Annotated in this window: 23 protein-coding genes and 1 other RNA gene; 10 read left to right on the top strand and 14 right to left on the bottom strand. The window is 65.0% G+C overall.

The genetic code is table 11. The features are described 5' to 3' along the window. Nucleotides 1-150: 150 nt before the first annotated feature. The 10 genes from ASD14_RS16560 to ASD14_RS14365 all read right to left on the bottom strand — a co-directional run bounded on the left by ASD14_RS16560 (nt 151) and on the right by ASD14_RS14365 (nt 6,943). Nucleotides 151-543, bottom strand: coding sequence for a hypothetical protein (locus ASD14_RS16560; RefSeq protein WP_235565418.1), 393 nt, complete (start codon nt 541-543; stop codon nt 151-153). A 160-nt stretch (nt 544-703) separates the two neighbouring features. Beyond that, nucleotides 704-1,615 (bottom strand): arginine deiminase-related protein, encoded by a 912-nt coding sequence (locus ASD14_RS14325; protein WP_056135298.1) that lies wholly within the window; start codon nt 1,613-1,615, stop codon nt 704-706. 12 nt (nt 1,616-1,627) lie between these two features. Continuing rightward, the gene (gene dusA, locus ASD14_RS14330; RefSeq protein ID WP_082539018.1) at nt 1,628-2,641 is read right to left on the bottom strand and encodes a tRNA dihydrouridine(20/20a) synthase DusA; all 1,014 of its coding nucleotides are present in this window, start codon (nt 2,639-2,641) and stop codon (nt 1,628-1,630) included. A gap of 67 nt (nt 2,642-2,708) precedes the next feature. Further along, nucleotides 2,709-3,128 (bottom strand): GFA family protein, encoded by a 420-nt coding sequence (locus ASD14_RS14335; protein WP_056135303.1) that lies wholly within the window; start codon nt 3,126-3,128, stop codon nt 2,709-2,711. Between the two features lie 16 nt (nt 3,129-3,144). Further along, nucleotides 3,145-3,849, bottom strand: coding sequence for a hypothetical protein (locus ASD14_RS14340; protein WP_056135305.1), 705 nt, complete (start codon nt 3,847-3,849; stop codon nt 3,145-3,147). A 105-nt stretch (nt 3,850-3,954) separates the two neighbouring features. Next, nucleotides 3,955-4,389, bottom strand: coding sequence for a hypothetical protein (locus ASD14_RS14345; RefSeq protein ID WP_056135308.1), 435 nt, complete (start codon nt 4,387-4,389; stop codon nt 3,955-3,957). Nucleotides 4,390-4,523: 134 nt separating this feature from the next. Further along, entirely contained in the window at nt 4,524-5,018 is a 495-nt protein-coding gene (locus tag ASD14_RS14350; RefSeq protein ID WP_056135311.1) for a hypothetical protein, read from the bottom strand. A 122-nt stretch (nt 5,019-5,140) separates the two neighbouring features. Beyond that, nucleotides 5,141-5,872: an HAD family hydrolase gene (locus ASD14_RS14355; protein ID WP_056135314.1), complete on the bottom strand. Its 732-nt coding sequence runs from the start codon at nt 5,870-5,872 to the stop codon at nt 5,141-5,143. A gap of 183 nt (nt 5,873-6,055) precedes the next feature. Next, nucleotides 6,056-6,457, bottom strand: a complete 402-nt coding sequence (locus ASD14_RS14360) for a hypothetical protein (RefSeq protein WP_056135317.1) — start codon at nt 6,455-6,457, stop codon at nt 6,056-6,058. A gap of 297 nt (nt 6,458-6,754) precedes the next feature. Continuing rightward, the gene (locus ASD14_RS14365) at nt 6,755-6,943 is read right to left on the bottom strand and encodes a CPXCG motif-containing cysteine-rich protein (protein ID WP_056135320.1); all 189 of its coding nucleotides are present in this window, start codon (nt 6,941-6,943) and stop codon (nt 6,755-6,757) included. A gap of 204 nt (nt 6,944-7,147) precedes the next feature. On the opposite strand from ASD14_RS14365, the gene ASD14_RS14370 reads away from it, so the two are divergent. Both ASD14_RS14370 and ASD14_RS14375 read left to right on the top strand, forming a co-directional pair. Beyond that, nucleotides 7,148-7,651, top strand: coding sequence for a hypothetical protein (locus ASD14_RS14370; RefSeq protein ID WP_056135323.1), 504 nt, complete (start codon nt 7,148-7,150; stop codon nt 7,649-7,651). Between the two features lie 104 nt (nt 7,652-7,755). Further along, nucleotides 7,756-8,373: a ferritin-like domain-containing protein gene (locus tag ASD14_RS14375; protein WP_056135326.1), complete on the top strand. Its 618-nt coding sequence runs from the start codon at nt 7,756-7,758 to the stop codon at nt 8,371-8,373. Between the two features lie 80 nt (nt 8,374-8,453). Here the strand turns inward: ASD14_RS14375 and ASD14_RS14380 are convergent, their stop codons facing one another. From ASD14_RS14380 to ASD14_RS14395, 4 genes are all read right to left on the bottom strand, one after another. Next, nucleotides 8,454-9,098, bottom strand: a complete 645-nt coding sequence (locus tag ASD14_RS14380; RefSeq protein WP_056135329.1) for a hypothetical protein — start codon at nt 9,096-9,098, stop codon at nt 8,454-8,456. Nucleotides 9,099-9,348: 250 nt separating this feature from the next. Then, complete coding sequence (locus tag ASD14_RS14385; RefSeq protein WP_235565422.1) at nt 9,349-10,131, bottom strand: lytic transglycosylase domain-containing protein; 783 nt, start codon at nt 10,129-10,131, stop codon at nt 9,349-9,351. A 148-nt stretch (nt 10,132-10,279) separates the two neighbouring features. Then, nucleotides 10,280-11,608, bottom strand: coding sequence for an aminopeptidase P N-terminal domain-containing protein (locus tag ASD14_RS14390; protein WP_056135335.1), 1,329 nt, complete (start codon nt 11,606-11,608; stop codon nt 10,280-10,282). A 231-nt stretch (nt 11,609-11,839) separates the two neighbouring features. Next, nucleotides 11,840-12,388 (bottom strand): UPF0149 family protein, encoded by a 549-nt coding sequence (locus ASD14_RS14395; protein WP_056135337.1) that lies wholly within the window; start codon nt 12,386-12,388, stop codon nt 11,840-11,842. Between the two features lie 149 nt (nt 12,389-12,537). Here ASD14_RS14395 and ASD14_RS14400 point away from each other — a divergent pair, with 149 nt between their 5' ends. The 8 genes from ASD14_RS14400 to ASD14_RS14430 all read left to right on the top strand — a co-directional run. Then, nucleotides 12,538-17,052, top strand: a complete 4,515-nt coding sequence (locus ASD14_RS14400; RefSeq protein ID WP_056135340.1) for an EAL domain-containing protein — start codon at nt 12,538-12,540, stop codon at nt 17,050-17,052. A gap of 50 nt (nt 17,053-17,102) precedes the next feature. Next, nucleotides 17,103-17,324, top strand: coding sequence for a TIGR02449 family protein (locus ASD14_RS14405; protein ID WP_056135343.1), 222 nt, complete (start codon nt 17,103-17,105; stop codon nt 17,322-17,324). Then, nucleotides 17,321-17,632: a cell division protein ZapA gene (locus ASD14_RS14410; protein ID WP_056135346.1), complete on the top strand. Its 312-nt coding sequence runs from the start codon at nt 17,321-17,323 to the stop codon at nt 17,630-17,632. The genes ASD14_RS14405 and ASD14_RS14410 overlap by 4 nt, the downstream gene beginning before the upstream one ends. A 138-nt stretch (nt 17,633-17,770) precedes the next feature. Continuing rightward, nucleotides 17,771-17,958, top strand: a non-coding RNA gene (ssrS, locus tag ASD14_RS15820) — 6S RNA. A gap of 139 nt (nt 17,959-18,097) precedes the next feature. Then, nucleotides 18,098-18,703, top strand: coding sequence for a 5-formyltetrahydrofolate cyclo-ligase (locus ASD14_RS14415; protein WP_056135350.1), 606 nt, complete (start codon nt 18,098-18,100; stop codon nt 18,701-18,703). Between the two features lie 47 nt (nt 18,704-18,750). Next, nucleotides 18,751-19,218, top strand: coding sequence for an EVE domain-containing protein (locus ASD14_RS14420; RefSeq protein WP_056135352.1), 468 nt, complete (start codon nt 18,751-18,753; stop codon nt 19,216-19,218). Between the two features lie 4 nt (nt 19,219-19,222). Beyond that, the gene (gene rpiA, locus ASD14_RS14425) at nt 19,223-19,870 is read left to right on the top strand and encodes a ribose-5-phosphate isomerase RpiA (RefSeq protein ID WP_056135356.1); all 648 of its coding nucleotides are present in this window, start codon (nt 19,223-19,225) and stop codon (nt 19,868-19,870) included. A gap of 4 nt (nt 19,871-19,874) precedes the next feature. Next, a partial coding sequence (locus ASD14_RS14430; RefSeq protein ID WP_056135359.1) for a 2OG-Fe dioxygenase family protein occupies nt 19,875-20,391 on the top strand: 517 nt, incomplete at its 3' end.

Raw genomic sequence — 20,391 nt, forward strand, 5'->3', positions numbered from 1 at the left:
GGCCGTCTTGGCCGGGTGCATTCAGGTTAGCCGTTCAGCTTGTCGCCGGCGCGTGTACGGGAGCCTGCATTCCCGCTTTTGTTCAGCTAAGTGAATTCAGCTGAACCGAGCTGTTTTGAAGATGCACGCCTTTCAGGTGCATACGACGAATCAATCTTCGTCCGAAGGCGGCGGCTCGGGCTGGCGGCGGCCTTGGCCCTGCGGATCGTCCATGTACACGCGGACGCGACCGCTGGAATCGATCACCTTCACCCGGTTGACGTTGCGGCCATCGAAGGGGACGCGCTCGGCGCTGAGGACCTGACCACCCGTACGGCGTTCGACGCGGCGCACCGCATCGGACAAGGCGCGATGGTCCTCGCCACGGTTATGGCGATCATCCATGCGGCGGGAACGCTCCGCGCGATCGCCGGCATCCCGCGCGCCGCCACCCGCCCCCCTGTCGAGCAGGCCGCCAAGGCTTTGCGCACCCGCAGTGCCCGCCGACGCCACCAGGGCGACGGCGATGAACATGGAGGCGAGTCGGGCGAGGGAACGGGACATGGCATCAGGTGCGGGACGTGCCGCAATGAAACAACGAGTGTGCATTCTTGGAACGCAGCAGTGAATCCGGTCTGAACTTTTTCTTCACAAACGGGTCGTGGTTCAGCGCGCGGCCTGGGGCGGTTCAACTCCGGTGCGGGAAACCGTCACCGGAATGCCTTCAGAAAATTTCGCCCGCGCAGCAACGCAACGAGCCGCCTCCGGCTTCGATGGCATCGAGTTCCACCGTGGCAACCTCGAAACCGGCGCCCTGCAGCACCTTGCGATTGATCGTCGAAAGCGCGCGGCCGGCCCCGGCGCTCATCCACACCGTGCCGGCAGACAGCGCGATCGCGTTGCCGACGAAGGCGGCGTGCTCGGCGCGCGAGCAATGCACCACGTGCGGCGCGTAGAGCGTGGCGATGGCGTCCACCACCGCGCGATCGCCGAATCCCTCCGCGCAGACGATCGCCGCACGTCCCGCCAGCACGGCAAGTACGACATTCGTGTGGTACTCGCCGGGCGCCAGGTCGAACAGCAGCGTCGAGCGCAGGCCGAAGGCCTCGTGCATCAGGCGCGCGCCCTCTTCGTCGCAGCGATCCGACAATCCGCAAAAGCCCAGGCCGCGTGCGCGATCGATCACCAGCGAACCGGTGAGTTCGCAGGGATGCATCTGGGTGGAAAGGTCGATCTCGGCGTAATCAAGCACGCTGGCGAAGAACCCGCGAATGTCGTCGCGCGCCGCTTCGCGCTGGCGTACTTCGTGGCGCATGCGGCCCACGATGTAACGACCGCCCGCGGTGCCGAAGACGTTGTTGGGGAACAGCGCATCGGGCGTCTCGGGATTGCCGGCGAAGCACACCGTCGGCAATGTCGAGGAAAACGCGCGATGAAGGTCGCGATGCTGTTGCGATGCGCGCGTGGAGTCGAATGCCTCCACTTCCGCCATGTATCGGTTGTCCTGCGCCGATTGCTCGGCGAGGGTGAATCCATCCGGCGCGACGAGAAAGGCAGCACGCGCAGTGGGCGGCCCGAAGTCCGGCGCACAACCGCGGGCGAAATTGAGGAAGGCGTGCGTGTCGCGGGTGATCATGGCGTCCTTGAGTCAGGCCTCGGCTGCGGCGAAGGATTCGGTGAGCGACAGCGCCTGCTCCACCAGGGACCAGTCGGCGCCCGGCTTGTGCGCTCCCTCGCTCAGCACCTGGCGGAATGCACGGCCTCCGCGTTGGCCGGCGAACAGGCCAAGCACGTGCCGGGTGATGTGCTTGAGCGCCACGCCACCGAGCGTGCCGCATGCGAGTTGCGCCTCGACATATGGACGATAGGCGCGCAGGAGATCCGCGCGCGTACGCAATTCACCACCGAACCACGCGACATCGAGCCGATGCAGCAGATATGGGTCGTGGTAGGCGGCCCGCCCGAGCATCGCGCCATCGGTGTGTCCGAGATGCTGCGTGGCTTCGTCCGTCGTGGCGATGCCGCCGTTCACGACGATCTGCAGTTGCGGGCGCTCGCGCTTGAGCTGGTATGCCCAGTCGTAGCGCAGTGGCGGTACCTCCCGATTCTCCTTCGGCGACAAGCCCTTCAGCCATGCGTTGCGCGCGTGGATCACGAACATGCGGCAGCCCGCATCCGCAATGCTGTCGATGAAGCGCAGGAAGTGGTTCCAGTCGTGGTCGTCGTCGACCCCCAGCCGGCACTTCACGGTCACCGGCATATTGCACGCACCGATCATCGCGGCGACGCTCTCGGCAACCAGCGAGGGTTCACGCATCAGGCATGCACCGAAGCGGCCAGCCTGCACGCGATCGGAGGGGCAACCGCAATTGAGGTTGACCTCATCGAAGCCGGCCTCCGCGCCGATGCGGGCGGCCTGGGCGAGCAGTTCCGGTTCGCTGCCGCCGAGTTGCAACGCAACGGGATGCTCACTGGGATCCTTCGCCAGCAACTTCGCACGGTCGCCATGGATGACCGCGTTCGCATGCACCATCTCCGTGTATAGCCGTGCATGCGGCGCGAGTACCCGGTGGAAGGCGCGGCAGTGCGAATCCGTCCAGTCCATCATCGGGGCGACGGACAGGCGCAACTGCGCTGCAGGGATGGCGGGCGACACTTTCATCATGGCCATTGTAGCGGTCGCGTCCTGAGTGGCCGCGAAGTCCACTGCTCGCCCTGGAGCGATGGCGTCAGTCTGCTTCGGGTGCGACGGACAGGTGCGCGATCGCAGCCGTCGCCGCATCACGATCGTTATCGTCGAAGAGCGCCACCGTCATCTGCGTCGCCGTGCCTTCGTCGAGGCAGCGCGCGTTGACGTCGAAGCCATCGGGATGGCTACGTGGCACATAGAAACTCTTGATGCCGCAGTGGCCGCAGAACAGGTGCCGCGCGGTGCCGGTGTTGAACGTGTATTCGACCAGGTCTTCCGTGCCGGACAGCAGGCGGAAGCGCGCGGCAGGCACGATGAGATGCAGGAAGCCGGTCATGCGACAGATCGAACAATTGCAGTCGAGCACTTGGAGCTGCGCGGGTGCATCGACTTCAAAACGAACGCGGCGGCAATGACAGCCGCCGCGATGCGTTACCAGGGAAATGGGGGTGGAGTTCATCCGCCCAGTTTAGGGCTCAGCCTCCCTTGCCGTTGCCCTTGCCCTTTTTGTTGCCGCCCTGCCCTTGTCCCTGGCTCCCGGGGCCATGAGCCGCGGACTGGCCCTTTGCCTGCGAGGCACCTTGCCCGGTCTTCGCGGGCTTCCCTTGCCCATGCGCGGATGCGCCGCCCTTTGCGTTCGCCTTGCCGTGCATTGTCGTGGCCTTGCCCTTGCCGCGATTCGGATATTCGCGGCGCAGGTCGTCATCAAGATCGATGGGGCGCGCCCAGCGGTCGTAGGTCGGCACGAAGCCCTTCTTCAGCCGATGGAATTCCGCCGAACCCGGCTTGATGCCGAGCCGTTGCGCGACCACGCCCCAGCCCTGTCCGCGATTGGCTTCGTACTGATCGACGACATAACGGCACGGACGACCGAGGACCGAAGCCAGCGCACAGGCGTAGTACACGTCGCCCGGCGCCCAACGTTGCGTCTGCAGCAGATCCACGACGAGCGAACGCGGTGCGTTGTGATAGCGCACCATTTCATCGATGAAAGGCTCCGGATAGCGCGCGCCGTAGCGGTTCATGTCGCCGAGCCAGGTATCGACCCAGATATCGCCGCTGCGCGGATGCCAGCCGACGGTGAAGTCCTGCGCCGCGGCCGTGCCGGCGGTGAAGGCCGTGATGGCGAGCATCAACCCCAGCGCGCTGCGCTTCAATTTCTCATAGGACGATTCAAACATGCGGATCGCTCCTCCTGATGCCGCGGCGGGGCCGCGACTGTGCTTCATGGTCATGCTCGGCACGGGCGGATGAATAGGTCGTGAGTCCGCCTTGTGGGCCGCGGGTCAGGGTTCGATCACGAACTTGCCGAAGGCCACGCCGATGTCCCAGCCCGCGCCCTTGCCAGCCACTGCCAGCGAGACGCTGCCTTTCGTCATCGCCATGGCCTTCGCCGACTTCGACGCGCCCGCATGCGCTTCGCTGCTGGCATAGGTACCGAGCACGTCGTTGATGTTGAAGACACCGGAAAATTCGCCGGTGCCGTTTTCGATCTTCGACTTGCCGATGGTGAGCCCGCCGCCCTTGGCGCGGATGTGCACGGGCATGCTCCGGCCGTTGTCGCAGGTCACCGTGCCCGTGCCGCTGGCAGTCTTGTAGAAGATCGACCAGCCCGAGAGATTGAAGGCGAGCTTGCAGGTGATCGGACCGCTCGCGTGCGCGGGCATCGCCGCAGCCGCGAGCAGGCCGGCGCAGAACAACGTGAGAAGACGGGCTTTCATGTTGAGGCCTCCGTGGACGAATGCGGAAGGCTAGCACCGGCAGGTTGCCTGGCATCGAGCCGGTGCATGCCCCGGAAACCAGGGACGGCACCGCGAGGGTGCCGTCCGTCTTCGCTGCTGCGCGTTGCCGGCGATCAGTCGCGGTCGTGCCAGCGGTAACCATCCCAATAGCGTCCGTCGCGATCGTAACGCTCATGACGATCGTAGCGGTCCCGGTCATAGCTGTAATAGCGATTGTCATACCGGTTGTCGTAACGACGGTCGTAGCGCGGATCGTAGTAGCGGGTAACACAGCGGCCGTGGCGATCGCAGCTGACACGGCTGTTGTTGCCATGCTTTTTCCAGTAGCCATGGGCCTTGCCGTACGGCGGTCCACTACGGTCGACCATGCGGTAATAGACCGGACGGCCGTACCTATCGCGCTCGACGACCAGGCGATCGTTGTAACCGTAGTTGCCATAGCGGTAGTACGGATCGCCGCTGCGGAAGATCACATCGGCGACATCCACGATCACACGGGCGAGGTCGTCGCCGCTCTGCGCCTGGACCGTTACGGGCGCTGCGAACGTCGCCAGGCCGAGGCCGGCGGCCAGTGCAGTCGAAGCAAGCCAGCGGGTCATGGTGGCCATAGCAGTCCTCCTGTCTCCCCGCCACCACGGCGGGGCATGGCGCGAAGATGCGACTGGCTCGGTGAACCGATTGGTAATTTTTACGTGAAGCGATGGAGCCGCTCAGATTCCGCTCAGGCGGCTCACGCAGCAGCGTGCAGCGCGAGCGATTTCACCGCCGCAGGCAACGCGGACGGTTCGGCGACGCGACGCAGGCGCGGTGCATCGTCGGCAACCGTTGCCTCGGTCTCATGCGTCCATGTCACGTGATACGGCATGTACACGCCCCAGCCTCCCAGTTCGAGCACCGGTGCGATATCCGAACGCAACGAGTTGCCGATCATCGCGAAGCGCGACGCAGGAAGGTCGAACTCGGACAGAACGCGCGCATACGTCGACGCGTCCTTTTCGCTGACGATCTCGATGCGATGGAACAGATCGGCCAGGCCCGACTGCCGCACCTTGTTTTCCTGGTGGAACAGGTCGCCCTTGGTGATCAGTACTATCTCGTGGTCGCGGGCGATGGCTTCCACCGCTTCGCGGATGCCTGGAAGCAGTTCCACCGGATGCTGCAGCAGTTCCTTGCCCAGCGACACGATGCGATGCAGGTCGGTAGCACTGATGCGCGCGCCGGTGATTTCGACCGCCGCCTCCACCATCGACAGCGTCATGCTTTTCACGCCATAGCCGAACAGCGTGAGGTTGCGCATCTCCACGGCGTACAGGCGTTCATGCGTGCGCGCGTCGTGCAGGTCGACATAGGATTGCAGGATCCGCTCGAAGTCGGCCTGCGCGGCGTGGTAGTAGTCCTCGCTGCGCCACAGGGTGTCGTCGCCGTCGAAGCCGACCAGGCGGATGCCGTCATTGGAAGTCATGCGCGCAAGTATGCCAGCACGTCGTTGCGGCATCCCGGAAACAAGGGTTCGGAAAACAGGAAGGACGGCCGGAGCCGTCCTTCCTGCGTCGTCGTGTGCAATGGCGCAAACCGGCGGGGCGCGGAGCGAGTCCGCGTCCCGCCGTGCCGGCAGTGAGTAGCCGGCAAACCGCGAAGTTACTTGTTACTTCTGTTCCTGCGTCTTCACGTACGCCTTGTATTCATCGGCGGTCAGCGAGCCATCGGCATTGGCGTCGGCCTTGTCGAAGACCTGGCCGAGAGCCGGCACGGCAGAGGCTTCCGCCTTGCTGAGGTTGCCGTCCTTGTCGGCGTCGACATCGGCCCAGCTCTTCTTGGCCGGATCGCCCTGCGTGGTGGCGGCAGAAGCGTCATTGGAAGTGGTGGCCGACTGCGACTGCGCGGAAGCGTCGGTCGGAGTAGTCGACTGCGTGGAAGCGTCGGAAGCGGTGGTCGACTGCGCCGAGGCGTCGGTCGACGAAGCATCGGTCTGCGACTGCGCAAAGGCCAGCGGGGCGGACAGCGAAGCAACGAGAGCGAAAGTACCGATCAGGGTCTTGCGATTCATCAGTTTCTCTCCTTAAGGATCGTGCGCGGCGAGGGAATCGGGGGATGTGCCCCGCACGAATCGCACCTTGCCCACGCGCGAATGAACACAACCAACGTCGCGGGCGGCGCCTCCACACGGGGTTAACCACAACGGCGGCAAACCGGTTTATGGCCGGCCGCTGAACCGGCCTGAATCGTGATGGGCGTCGAGAAGCCGACGCAGGGCAGGCCTGAATGGAACACAACCTTTACGAACAGGGCTTATGCGGGGTCGCCGGACTCGCGTGTGCGCGATCATCACGCGCCATGCACGTGCTCACGCATCGCTGTCGCGTGTCGCGATCACCATGACTTCGCCACTCGCGTCCAGCGCCACGGAAATTTCCATCGGCCGGCAGCAGACCGGGCAATCCTCCACGTAATGCTGCAGGTCGTCGGATCCGTCGATCATCAACTCGACGCGTTCGCCGCAATACGGGCACGGCACCGCAATGGTGGGCAGCATCCTCGATCTCCAGCGTCGCGAAGAATCCAGCCTAGCGCTGCCCGCGCGTGGCGGTAAGTGGAATGCCCTGCCGTCACACCTCACTAACCGCCGCGGAGCAAAGCTCATGCCACGCGTTGGGGACCGCGCGGCGCGTCGTCGTTGCTTCCATTCCGCGGCCGGCTCGATGAGCTTGTTTCGACCAGCTTGTGGAAGGAGCGTGCGATGAAGACCCGTCGTGTTTACAGCACTCCCGACCTGATCACGGCCCGCGCCGCCATCCAGGCCGCGCGCGATGCCGGCGTCCACGACGAAGACATCTCGCTGGTCGCGCGGCCCGATATCGAAGTCGGCCATATTCCGAACCGTCGCAAGGAAGCCGACAGCGACTTCGTTCCCGCGGCATTGCGTGGCGCCCTGTTTGGCGGGCTCGCAGGCCTGCTGGCCGGTGCGCTCTGCGTGCTGGTGTTTCCTTCGATCGGCATCAGCTGGGGTGGCGCAGGCCTGGTCGCGCTCGCCGGCGTGCTGGTCGGCGCATTCGCCTCGTCGCTCGTCGGCTCATCGTTACCAGACCCGGTGCGGCAGAAGTTCGACGGCGAGATAAAGGCCGGGCGCATCCTCGTGCTCGTCGATGGCGCCGAGGAAGTGCTGCCCGCCGTGGAGAATGCCGTGACGCGTACCGGCGCGATGTCGCTGCCGTTCGAATCGCGTACAGCGCTGATCCGCTGATCGCTGCGCCACCGCCGCTTACGTTTTCCTTCATCACTGGCTCACTCGTGCGCAACGGCGGCGGCGCGAACCTTCGCCGGTCGCCCACACGCAGGAGAGGCACGATGGCCACAAGCAAGAAGACCGGTTACGACGACGCAGGCCTGCAGGAACTGCTTTACCAGGCACTCGAAACCGAAATCGGCGGCGTCGAGATCTACACCAACGCACTCGAAGTCGTGCAGAACGAAGACCTGCGCAAGGAATGGACCGAATACCTCGAACAGACCAAGCGACATCGCCAGATCCTGCTCGATGTGTTCAGTGAACTCGGCCTTGATGCGAAGGCCCGTACGCCAGGGCGCGAAGTCGTCGCGCACCTTGGCGCGTCGTTGGTACAGGCCATCCAGAAGGCGCGTAGCGATGCCGATCCCGGCTCCGCGGAAATCGTTGCGGGCGAGTGCGTGGTTCTGGCCGAAACCAAGGACCACATGAACTGGGAGCTGATCGGCCAGATCGTCAAAAATGGCAAGGGCAGCGCGATCGAGGCCTTGCGCACCGCTTACGAGCAGGTTGAAGACGAAGAGGACGAGCATCTGTATCACTCGTCGGGTTGGACGCGCGAACTGTGGATCAATGCGCTCGGAATGCCGGCGGTGCTGCCGCCGCCGGAAGAAGTACGCCATGTCGAGACCAAGATCGGCGCAGCGCGCGCGGAAAAGGCACGCGACCAGATGATGTAACCGGCCGACGCGACCAGGCAAAGACAAGGGCGCCATGAGGCGCCCTTGTCGCAAGTTTTCCGTGACGTTTGCTCGATGTGCTACTTGCGGCTCACCTTGAGCCACGCCTGGTATTCGGCACGGCTCACCATGCCGTCGCTGTTGGTGTCGATGCTGTTGAAGTTCGACTTGATCGTGGCATCGGCGTCGCCTTCGCTGAGGCTGATCGAGCCATCGGCATTCGCATCCAGCCGGCGCATGACGTCGCCCATGCGGCCCGATGAGGATGAGTTCGCATCGGCGCGCACATCTTCCCTGGCCGCGGTGCGGTACTCGGCATCGCTCACGAAGCCGTCGTCATCCGTATCCATCGCGGAGAAGTCGGTGCTGAAGGCGGCGTCGGCGTCACCTTCGCTCGTGCTGATCTTTCCGTCGCCGTTGACATCCAGGCGCGTCCACAGGTCACGCTGCACGACCGACGAATGCGCCGCTGCGTGTTCCGCGCCCTGCGACTCCGGCGGCGAAGGTGGCGGTAGCATGGTGTCGGCCTGGTCGGTGGTCGTAGTGGCGGGTTTGTGGATGTCACGCAGCGTCTGTTCCGGCGAATTCGGCACCGGCGCAGATGGCGCCGGTTCGACGCGCGGCATGTCGGGCGGTCCCTTGCTGTCCTTCTGTGCCCAGGCCGCAGGCGACAACAGCACCGTCGCCAACGCGATGGCGAGCAGATTGCGATTGTTTGCGTTCATGGCGTTTCTCCCGTTCTGCCTCGGCGCATGCCATCACCGGCCTGCGCGAGCACCGGCGCACGGGTGCGCGGCACGATGAGATTGATCGCAGCGGACTGTATCCGGGGTGATGCACGAGCCAGGTAACGAACGCTTCACCGGCTCGTTTCCCGCAGTTATCGAAGCCGCCTGTTCATGCTGCTGCGATGAACAGCAGCCGGATGCCTTTGCTGCTGCGCACCAACGGCGTGCGCGGTGCGACCTACTTTCGTCAGGGAGCCGCGCGTGTCGCAACAACGGGGCGCATGTCTTCCGGTGCGACATCCTTCGGTGCGTCGAGCTTCAAAGCGCGCCGATAGCCTGCATGCAGGGCCTGGACCTTCGCGATATAGGCGCGGGTCTCGCGATACGGCGGCACGCCGCCAAAGCGCGCCACCGCACCGACGCCGGCGTTGTACGCCGCGGCAGCCAAGGTGAGATCGCCGCGGTAGCGGCGCAACAGCGAACGCAGGTGCTTTGCACCCGCCTCGATCGATTGTGTCGGCGAATACGCATCGGTGACGCCGTAACTACGCGCGGTCGCCGGCATCAGCTGCATCACGCCCAGCGCGCCCTTCGGTGACACCGCGTTCGCATCGAAACCGCTTTCGGCATGCGCAATCGCGCGCAGCCAGGCATCGTCGACACCCTGCTTCTTTGCCGCCGAGCGGAATTGCGCGGCGTAGCGTTCGGGTTGCGGTTTGCCGACATTGCCAAGGCCGGTATGCGCAGGTTCGCCGGGTGGTGTTTCGACGGTGAAGGACAACACCGGCGTCGAACCGGGCAACTTGCGCGTGCTATAGACGGTCACGCCGTCCTGCTCGCGTTCGTACAGGGTGCCGTTGATGACACCGAGCGCGCCCCACAGGTTGGGCAGCTTCACTGCGTTGTCGTCGATGTGTTTTTGTGTGCAGCGCGAACCCGGTTCGGGTGCGGTAGCGAGGCTGACGGTGCCGTCGCGCATGCAGCGATAGACGGTGCGCGCCTGCACGACGGTTGTTCCGCACAGGAGCATCAACAGGAGCACCGTTGCCAGCGGCGCCCAAAACCTGGCGCTAGGCGCGTTCATGGCTACGCAGTGTAGTGAGGCGCGCCCGCCCTCGCCTTGTGCCTATGGTTTACCCACTTGTGGCGCAAGCCTGCGCATCAGGCCTCGCGACTGTTCAGCCAGCCTGCGCCATGAATGTTTCGATTTCTTCGGCGCTGCGCGCCAGCCCACGCGTGAGGACGTCATGTCCGACCTTCGTGATCACCACATCGTCTTCGATGCGGATCCCGATGCCGCGCCACTTCGCGTCGACGCTGGTGTCGTCGGGCGCGATGTACAGGCCTGGCTCGATCGTGAAGACCATGCCCGGTTCGAGCAGGCGCGATTCACCGTCGATCCGGTATTCGCCGACGTCGTGCACGTCAAGGCCGAGCCAATGGCCGGTCTTGTGGCGATAGAAGCGGCGGTAGTGGCCGTCGACGATGTTCTTTTCAAGCTTGCCCTTGAGCAGGCCCAGCCGTAGCAATCCTTCGGTCAGCGTTTCGACGGCCGCGTTGTGCCCGGCTTCGTAGGGCACGCCGGGCAGCGCCTGCTCGCGTGCGGCCAGCTGCGCGGCGTCCACGAGGTCGTGCAGTGCACGCTGCTCCTTGCTGAAGCGGCCACTGACCGGAAACGTGCGGGTGATGTCGGCCGCGTAACCGCGATATTCGGCCCCGGCATCGACCAGCACCAGGTCGCCTTCATTGATCGGCGCATTGTTGGCGCGGTAGTGCAGAACGCAGGCGTTGCTGCCCGCGCCCACGATGCTGCCGTATGCGGCTTCTGCGTCGTGCTGGCGGAAGACGCGCTCGATCTCGGCCTGCAGTTCGTACTCGCGCATGCCGGCCCGCACTGCCCGCATCGCCGACTGGTGCGCGAGCACGGTGATGTCGGCGGCACGCTGCATCAGCCGGAGTTCGTCGCGGTCCTTGAACAGGCGCATCTCGTCGAGCAGGTGGCCGAGTTCGAGGAATTCATGTGGGGGCTCCGCACCCAGCCTTACCTGCGCGCGCACGCGGTTGACCCAGCCGATCAGCTTGAGGTCGAACTCCTGGTCGCGGCCGAAGTGGTAATAGACGCGCGTGCGCCCTTCGAGCAGGCCGGGCAGGATGTCGTCGAGATCGCCGATCGGATACGCATCATCGAAGCCAAAGGCTTCGACTGCACCTTCGGGACCCTGGCGCGGCCCGTCCCAGGCTTCGCGTTCGGGGTCGCGTTCGCGGCAGAACAGCAGCGTTTCGCCGTGCTTGCGCCCGGGCACCAGTACCAGCACGGCATCGGGTTCGGCGAAACCGGTGAGATACCAGAAGTCGGAATCCTGACGGTACGGATAGTGCGTGTCGCGGCTGCGCACCACTTCCTTTGCCGCGGGCAGGACCAGGATCGCCTCGTCGCCGGCCATGCGCATGAGCTGCTTGCGGCGGCGGGCGTTGATGCGGGTGGGGATGGCGAGCGGTTTGATCATCGGTGCATTTTTTGCCGGGACTCCGAGCGTGCGTCTGCGTTTGCCCGTCGTTCCCGCGAAGTAGGAAATCCAGTGACGCTGCCTTTGCCGTTGTTTTTTCCCGTCATGGCAAAAAACGAGTACCAGTGGCTTTGCTCTTGTGTTTGCCCGCGACCCGTCAACGGACAAAAACACGTCATCGCGGGGATGACGATCTGCCGAAACCGTGCGCGTTGCGCACGAGCCAGATGATCAATTGAACCTCTGCCGATGCTGCGCCGCCATCACGCAGTCGCCGTGCAGCAGCAGTGCTGCCACGCGGACGAACTCTTCGAGTTCGACCAGCGCTTCCTCGTCCTCCTCATCGCCTTCGTCCTGCGGTTGCGCGGCGGCGAGTTTGGCGATGTCGGCGAGCGCTTCACGACTGTCTTCGGACAAGGCAGGCGCGGCGCCCGCCGCGAGGCCGAATCCGCCGAGAAATCCGCGGCACCAGTCGAACAGCGCACCACTGCGCTCGGCAAGGGAGTCATCGGGACCCGGCAGGAGCAGCTCGAATTCGAAGCTGCGGTCGGCGAGTTGCGCGGCACTGGCCAGGCGCATGTCATCGAGCGCGCTGCCTTCGCTCACCGCAGGCAACGACGGATCCGCCAACACCTTGCCCAGCCACTGGCGATCCGAAGCGCCGCCACCGGCCAGCCAGCCGCACAGGCTGCCGTGTAGTTCGGACACCGGCACCGACAGGGCCAGAGCGCGGATTTCGCCTTCCAGGGCGGCGGGTGCGGGCAAATCGGGAGAGGACACGAATTGTTTTCGGCGTGAACGGGGGATACCCGGAGTTTAACGGCAGACGCGAGGCTGGCGGCAGGCTTCCGCTGCCGTACACTCCTCGAAACGCCCAACGGCCGGGGTCCGTGCGTCTCTTTTCTTCATCAACTGCCTGCCTGATCGCGATGATCGCAGGCCTGTTCGGCGCAGTCCTGGCTCCCGATGCCGGAGCGCTGACGCGCGATTATTACTTCGCGCGTCTCGGCAGCGAGCGTGGCCTCGGGCAGAACACCGTGAATGCGCTGGCGCAGGATGCGCAGGGCTTCGTCTGGGTCGCGACCCAGGGCGGCCTGCACCGCTACGACGGCCAGCGTTACGTGCAGTACCGGCACGATCCGCGGGATCCGGCAAGCCTTCCCGACAGTTATGTCACCGCGCTGGCGCCGGAAGGCGACCATTCGCTCTGGGTGGGCTCCTATTCCCAGTATGTAGCCCGCCTCAACCTGGCCACGGGTGAAATTCGCCATTACGCAGTACCCGACGGAGAACAGACGCAGCGCGAAGTCGAGGCCCTGCTGCCGCATGCCGGCAAGGTCTGGGTCGGCACGCTGGCGGGGCTGGAACGGCTGGATCCGGAAACCGGCACGCGCGACCGGGTGATCACACTCGATTCGCGAGCCCTGCGCGACGCGCCGCGCCAATCGCTGGTAGCCGGCCGCGACGGCGAGGTCTGGTACGGCACGCGGACGGGGCTTTACCGGATCGGACCCCGTGGTGGCGTGGAGCGGATCCGGCCAAACATGCCGATACGGGCACTGGCGTTCGACCATCGCGGCCAACTGTGGATCGGGACGATGCAGGGCCTGTACCGGCTGGCCTCGGACGGACGATCGCTGCTGAGGGTCTGGCCCGCCATCGGCGAGTCCGCGCCGGAAGTGCGCGCGATAGTGGAAGCGCCCGACCACCAGCTGTGGATCTCGCTGTCCCGGCAAGGCGTGCTGCGGTTCGATCCGGCGAACGGGCACGCCTTGCAGTTGCGTGAACAGCCGGGCGTGACCTCGGGCCTGCCGGAAGACGGCATCAACACGCTGATGATCGACCAGGGCGGGATGCTCTGGCTGGGCGGCGATTTCCGTGGCGTCACCGTGACCGATCCGCTCGGCACGCGATTTGCCTACATCCTCAATCTCGACAGTGGCGGCCACCATAATCCCGCGACCGACGACAGCGTCCGCGCCATCGCGGAAGACCCGAGCGGCGCACTGTGGCTCGGCACCGATGATGCAAGGCTATTGCGTTACGACGCCTCCGCGGACCGCTTCGAGGACTTCACGCCGCGCCTGCCGCTTCCGCCCGGGAGCGACCGCGCGCGCGTAATGGCCCTGGTGCGCGAGCCCGCCGGCAACATCTGGATCGGCACGATGCGCGGACTAATGCGCCTGGATCCTCGCCGCGGCAGCATCGAACCCGTTGCGTTGGGCCGCTACACCGATACGCCGATACGCAGTCTCACGCTCACGCGCAGTGGCGCTCTCTGGATCGGCACGGCGAACAATGGCGCGCTGCGTTACTCGTCCGATGGCGAAGTGCTGCACTACGGACATCGCGATGGTGATCCGCACCAGCTCTCGCACCCGGCCGTGCACGCCGTGCTCGAAGACCGGCGGGGCCGCATCTGGCTGGGCACCGGTGATGGTCTCGATGTGCTCGATCCAGCCACTGGCCAGCTTCGTCACTTCCGCCACGACCTCAATGCGCCCGGCAGCCTGCCGGGCAACCTGGTCCGCACGTTGTGGCAGGCGACCGACGGGCACATCTGGGTGGGCACGCATGCCGGCCTGAGCCGGGTCATCGAAAACGGGAATGGCAGCATCGCCTTCGTCCACCCGTTGGCCGACGCATTGCACGACCGGCCGGTGCCGGTGGTGTATTCGATGATCGAAGCACCGGCCGGAACCTTGTGGCTGGGCACCGACAACGGACTGACGCGCTTCGACGTGAGGAACGATCGTTACCGCATCTACGGCATGGCCGATGGCCTGCAGGATCTCGAATTCAACGGCGGCGCAGCCACGATATTGGGGGATGGCCGGCTCGCCTTCGGCGGCGTACGCGGGCTCAACGTGTTCGATCCGCGTCCGCTTCGCGACTCGCCCTACCTGCCGCCGTTGCGCCTGCTGTCGGCGCGCATCGGCAGCGAGGCCTCGGGCAACCAGGGCGTTCTCCCGCAATCGGGCGCGCTGTCGATTCCCGATGGCGCGGACCTGCTGCGGCTGCGTGTTGGCGCACTCGATTACGCACCTTCCGCCGACATCCAGTATCGCTATCGGCTCGAAGGATTCGATCCGATGTGGATCGACAATGGTCGCCAGCAGGACATCACCTACACCCGGCTCCCGCCCGGCAAATACGTGCTGCGCGTGCAGGCGACCAACCGCGACGGCGTCTGGAACCCGCAGGAACTGCGGCTGCCGGTGCAGGTCCTGCCGCCGTGGTGGCGGCACCCGCGCGTGATCGCATTCGCTGCCCTGCTACTGCTGTCGTTCGTTGCCGTCGTCGCCTGGCGCCGGCACCAGCAGCTACGCCGCGAACGTGGCCTGTTCGAAGCGATCCGCGAACGCGAGCAGCGCCTCAAGCTTTCGTTGTGGGGGTCGGGCGAGGTTTTCTGGGACTACGACCTGCAGCGCGGCGAGATGCACGCCATGCGCATCGACGAACACGGCATGCAGGATCCCGATACCGCCGTGCAGATGGAAATCGTCAGCGAACACGAGGTGCATCCGGAAGACCTGCCGCGATTGCGCGAACAGCTCATCCAGCACCTGCGCGGCGAATCGCCGGTGCTGCTGTCCGAACATCGCGTCCGCCTGGCCAATGGCCACTGGGCATGGATGCTCGCGCGCGGACGCGTGGTCGACCGCGCCCAGAACGGCCGTGCCCTGCGCATCGCCGGCACCGCTCGCGATGTCACCGCCACGCGCAACGCCGATCGCGAACGCCGCATCGCCAGTGAAGTGTTGCGCAGCATGACCGAAGCGGTGTGCGTGTTCGACCGCGACTTCTCGTTCGTATCGGTCAATCCGGCGTTCACCCGGATGACGGGTTACAGCGACGTGGAAGTGCTCGGCCGCGACACGTCGCTGCTCAACAGCTCGCAACACGACGCCGAGTTCTACCGGCAGATGCGCACGCGGCTGGAGCGCGACGGACGCTGGTCGGGCGAACTGTGGCAGCAGCGCAAGGATGGACAGGAGTTCCTATGCTCGGTGCAGGCCATCGTCGTGCTGGACGCTTCCGGCCAGCGCAGCCATTACGTGGGCGTGCTCGGCGACATCACCGACCAGAAACGCGCCGAGCAGGAACTGCGCTATCTCGCCAACTACGACACGCTCACCAGCCTGCCCAACCGCACGCTGCTGTCGGAACGCCTGTCGCGCGCGATCGTGCGTGCGCGCAGGCAGGGCAAGCGCATTGCGGTGCTGTTCCTCGACCTCGACCGCTTCAAGGACATCAACGATTCCCTCGGCCATGCCGCCGGCGATCGCATCCTCCGCGCGGCCGCGGCGCGGTTGCAGAGCACGGTTGGGCCCCAGCACACCGTCGCGCGACTTGGCGGCGACGAGTTCACGGTCGTGCTCGAAGACCTCGACACGATTGCCGAAGCAGAACAGGTCGCGCGCAGGATCATTGACGCCTTCAGCCAGCCGCTGGATATCGATGACCGCCACGACGTGTCGATCTCGCCTTCGATCGGGATCAGCCTCTATCCGGACCACGCGCAGATCCCCACCGACCTGCTCAAGCATTCCGATACGGCGATGTACCAGGCGAAGGCTGCCGGTCGCCGTACCTTCATGCGCTACACCGACGCGATGGACGTGGAAATCCGCCAGCGCGCCACGATTTCCGCGGCGCTGCGCAAGGTGCTCGACCGCAACGAACTGCAGCTCGTGTTCCAGCCGAAACTTTCGCTGGCGCAGATGCGCATCACCGGCGTTGAGGCGTTGTTGCGCTGGCACAGCCCCGAGTACGGCGAGATTCCGCCGGACCGCTTCATCCCCCTGGCCGAAGAAAGCGGCCTGATCCTCGAGATCGGCGAATGGGCCATGCAGGAGGCCTGCGCGACCCTGCAGCAATGGCGCGAACAGGGCCTCGAGGATGTCTCGGTAGCGGTGAACGTGTCCGCCATGCAGCTGGCGCGAGGCCATCTGTCGGACGTCGTCGCGCGGGCCCTCGCCGGCCGCGACATCCCGCCGCATCGCCTCCAACTGGAACTCACTGAAACCGTGATCATGGCCAACGCCGAGCAGAACGCCGCGATGCTCCAGGCGATCCGCGACATCGGCGTGGGGCTGGCGATCGACGACTTCGGTACCGGCTACTCGTCGCTGTCGTACCTGAAGCGACTGCCGCTGACCACGCTCAAGATCGACAAGGAATTCATCGGCGACCTCACGCGCGACGCGGACGACGAAGCCATTACCGGCGCGGTGATCGCGATGGCGCATTCGCTGGGCCTGACCGTGGTGGCCGAAGGTGTGGAGACCGAAGCCCAGGTCAAGTTCCTGCACGATCATGGCTGCGACGAGATCCAGGGTTACTGGCTGGCCCGTCCTTTGCGTGCGGACGAATGCGCGACCTTCCTGCACAGCTGGGCGACCGCCGCCGCCGAAACCGGGCGCCAGGCGGTGTCGGGCTGAGCGTCCGCCGTCGCCTTGACCCGCTCCCGCGCGGTCCCCATCATCCGCCCATGGACCGCAATCAACTGATCGACGAGCTGCTGAATCTGTCGGCCCGCCTCGACGAGCTGGCCGTGCAGGCGCGCCGGCTCAGCGAAGAAAACCGCAGCCTGCGTCTGCAGCAGGAGCAGCTGGTCAACGAGCGATCCACTTTGCTGACCAAGAACGAGCAGGCGCGGACGCGGGTCGAAGCCATGATTGCGCGGCTCAAGTCGCTGGAGCAGCACACGTGAGTTCAAAAGCCAGCGAGCCGGTCAGCATCCGTCTTCTCGATCGCGAATACACGATCGGCTGCGAGCCCGATGAGCGCGACAGCCTCATGGCGGCAGCGAAATTGCTCGACAACAAGATGCGCGAGATCCGTGGCAACAACCGGATGGCTGCACTCGATCGCGTCGCCGTTCTCGCTGCACTGAATCTCGCGCATGAATTGCAGCTCCTGCGCAACGAAGGCGACGGCCGTGATCGCGAGATCGTGCGCACCCTCGACGATCTGCACCGGAAGTTGGACGGATTGTTCGACGGCACCCCGTCGCGCTGAATACCGCAGGAAACAAGGCTATTTCACTGCCGCCCTGGCTGCTGTTGCCGTGCGTTCCAGCCAGCGATCTGAATCGCAACAGTCTCCGCGCCGACGAGCGGACTATCGCTTCGACGCTCCGGCGCTATAATTTGCGCACGTCCTCTGCTGTGCGCGACAGCCTGCGCAAACATTCGCCTTGTCCCTTAATGACGACCATGGGGGCGCAGCGGAAGCCCGGAGTGCATGTCCGCCCTGTAGCGGAAAGCCCGAAGGCATCCAAGCGTTCCCACTTGAACCCCGGGTTCAAGGTCGTTTCGCAGGCATCGCACACCGGCGGAGGACTTTTTATTCTTGTCGCGCGACGCCAGACGTCGCGTTGTCGTGTCGCAAAGACGGCTTGCAGCCTTTCGGTTCGCAACTTTCGCGGCGCACGTACTCTCGAGAGCGCATGCCGAATGAGCATCTTCCCGGCGCGCCATCCGCATGAATGACGGAAACCGCGCAGCCGAACGCCGCCTTCTCAGGCAGAACCTGCGCGAGCGCCGTCGTGCCTTGCCGGCTTCGGAGCGAATCGCGGCCGCCAACGCCCTTGCGGATCATCTGCTCGCGCTTGCCTTTGCGCCGCAGTCCGGCTACGTCGCCGGTTATTGGGCCCTGGACGGCGAGATCGCGTTGCATGCCTGGCAACTTCGCCTGCCTCGGGATTGCGTCTATTGCCTGCCTGTACTCGGCGACGACCAGCACCTGCGCTTCGCACCCTGGCGGCCGGGGAATGCACTGGTCAGTAATCGTTTCGGCATTCCGGAACCGGATCTCTCGCCCTCCTCCCTGCTCGAAGCGGATGCAATGTCGCTGGTCGTGATGCCCCTGGTGGGTTTCGACGAACGTGGCAACCGGCTGGGCATGGGCGGTGGCTGGTACGATCGCAGCTTCGCATTCCGGCATGAGCGCAGCGCCCCGCCGTATCTCGTCGGCGCTGCGTTCGCGGTACAGCAGATGCCTGTTTTCGAAGCCGAAACGTGGGACGTTCGGCTCGATGCAGTCTGCACGGAGCAGCGCTGCTTCGGTTTCACCTCGACGGCTGCCTGACGCTCCCGCGAGTCCACGTGAGTACACGATCGATGACTGCAGGTCCGATGAGCACGCGCCGCCGCTATTGGCTGATGAAATCCGAACCCGACGCGTTTTCCATCGACGACCTGCAGCGCGTCGGTACCGAACCGTGGACCGGCGTGCGCAACTATCAGGCCCGCAACAACATGCGGGCGATGCAGGTCGGCGACGGCGTGCTGTTCTATCACTCGAGTTGCGACGTGCCGGGTGTCGTCGGCGTTGCCACGGTCGCGAGTGCTCCTTATCCCGATCCTACCCAGTTCGACAAGAAGTCCGACTATTACGATGCCAAGGCGACGCGTGAGCAGCCCCGCTGGGAGCTGGTCGACGTCACGTTCGAACGCAAGCTCGGGCGGACCATTCCGCTTGAGGAAATCCGCCAGCACACCGACGAGCTCGGCGAAGGTTTCGCGCTGACCCAGCGCGGCTCGCGGCTATCGGTGCTGCCTGTGACGGCGCCGCAATGGAAATTTCTTCTTTCCCTGGAATGAACTCGTGAGTGAAGCCAAGCGCCTGGCCGGCGAAAAGGCCGTCGACTACGTCGAAGACGGAATGATCGTCGGTGTCGGCACCGGCTCCACCGTCGCCTTCTTCATCGATGCCCTTGCCAAGATCAAGGACCGCATCCGCGGCACGGTCTCAAGTTCGGAACAGAGCACGAAGCGCCTGCAGATGCATGGCATCGAAGTGCTGGATCTCAACTCGACCGGCCCCCTGTCGCTGTATGTCGACGGCGCGGACGAATGCGATCCGCACAAGCGCCTGATCAAGGGTGGAGGCGCCGCGCTCACGCGCGAGAAGATCATTGCGGAAGCCAGCGAGAAATTCGTCTGCATCATCGATCCCGCCAAGCGCGTGGATGTCCTGGGCCGGTTCCCGCTGCCGGTTGAAGTCATTCCGATGGCTCGCAGCCTTGTTGCGCGCCAGATTCTCGCGAAGACAGGCGGGCAGCCCGTGTGGCGCGATGGCGTGGTCACGGACAACGGCAACGTCGTGCTCGATGTGCACAACCTCTCGATTACCGATCCGGTCGGCCTGGAAGCGATGCTCAATCAGATTCCCGGCGTCGTATCCGTGGGCCTGTTCGCGCGGCGCCCTGCCGACATCGTGATCGTTGGCGGCGAGCCGCCTGTCGTTTACTGATTTTATGAGTTCGCGCGCCGCTATCGATGCCACTGTCGTGGAGTCACTACGGCGGAACGGCTTCGAATTCGTGGCAGCCGAGGCAATGCGACGCCTTCTGCTTCAGGTCGGCGGACTTGCAGACTGGAACCTGTTCGCGGCCAGCTGGGACGACCTCGAGCCGGATGAATACCTGGCCCAGGTTGGCCGTCACCGCAGGCGGCGGCATGCCGTCTATGCCGCGGCTGCTGGCGCCCCGATCACACGCGCGTCGGATCAGCCGCATTACCAATCCAGCAACTACAACGTCTTGCAAGGCGACATCGAGCGCTGGTTCGCTCCGATCACTCCCGAGGTGGGCGACAGCGAATCGCTGCGCACGATTCTTCGGTTCAGTCGTGACCTTTTTGAGGAGCTCGCGCCGGCCACGCGCGAGTGGCATATCGAAGTACATCAATTCCGGATCGAAGCCAGGGCTGGCGAACCCGGAGAACCGACCCCCGAGGGCGTGCATCGCGATGGGGTCGATTACGTCCTGGTGC

It is taken from the genome of Lysobacter sp. Root494, from assembly GCF_001427225.1.
Lineage (GTDB): Bacteria > Pseudomonadota > Gammaproteobacteria > Xanthomonadales > Xanthomonadaceae > Agrilutibacter.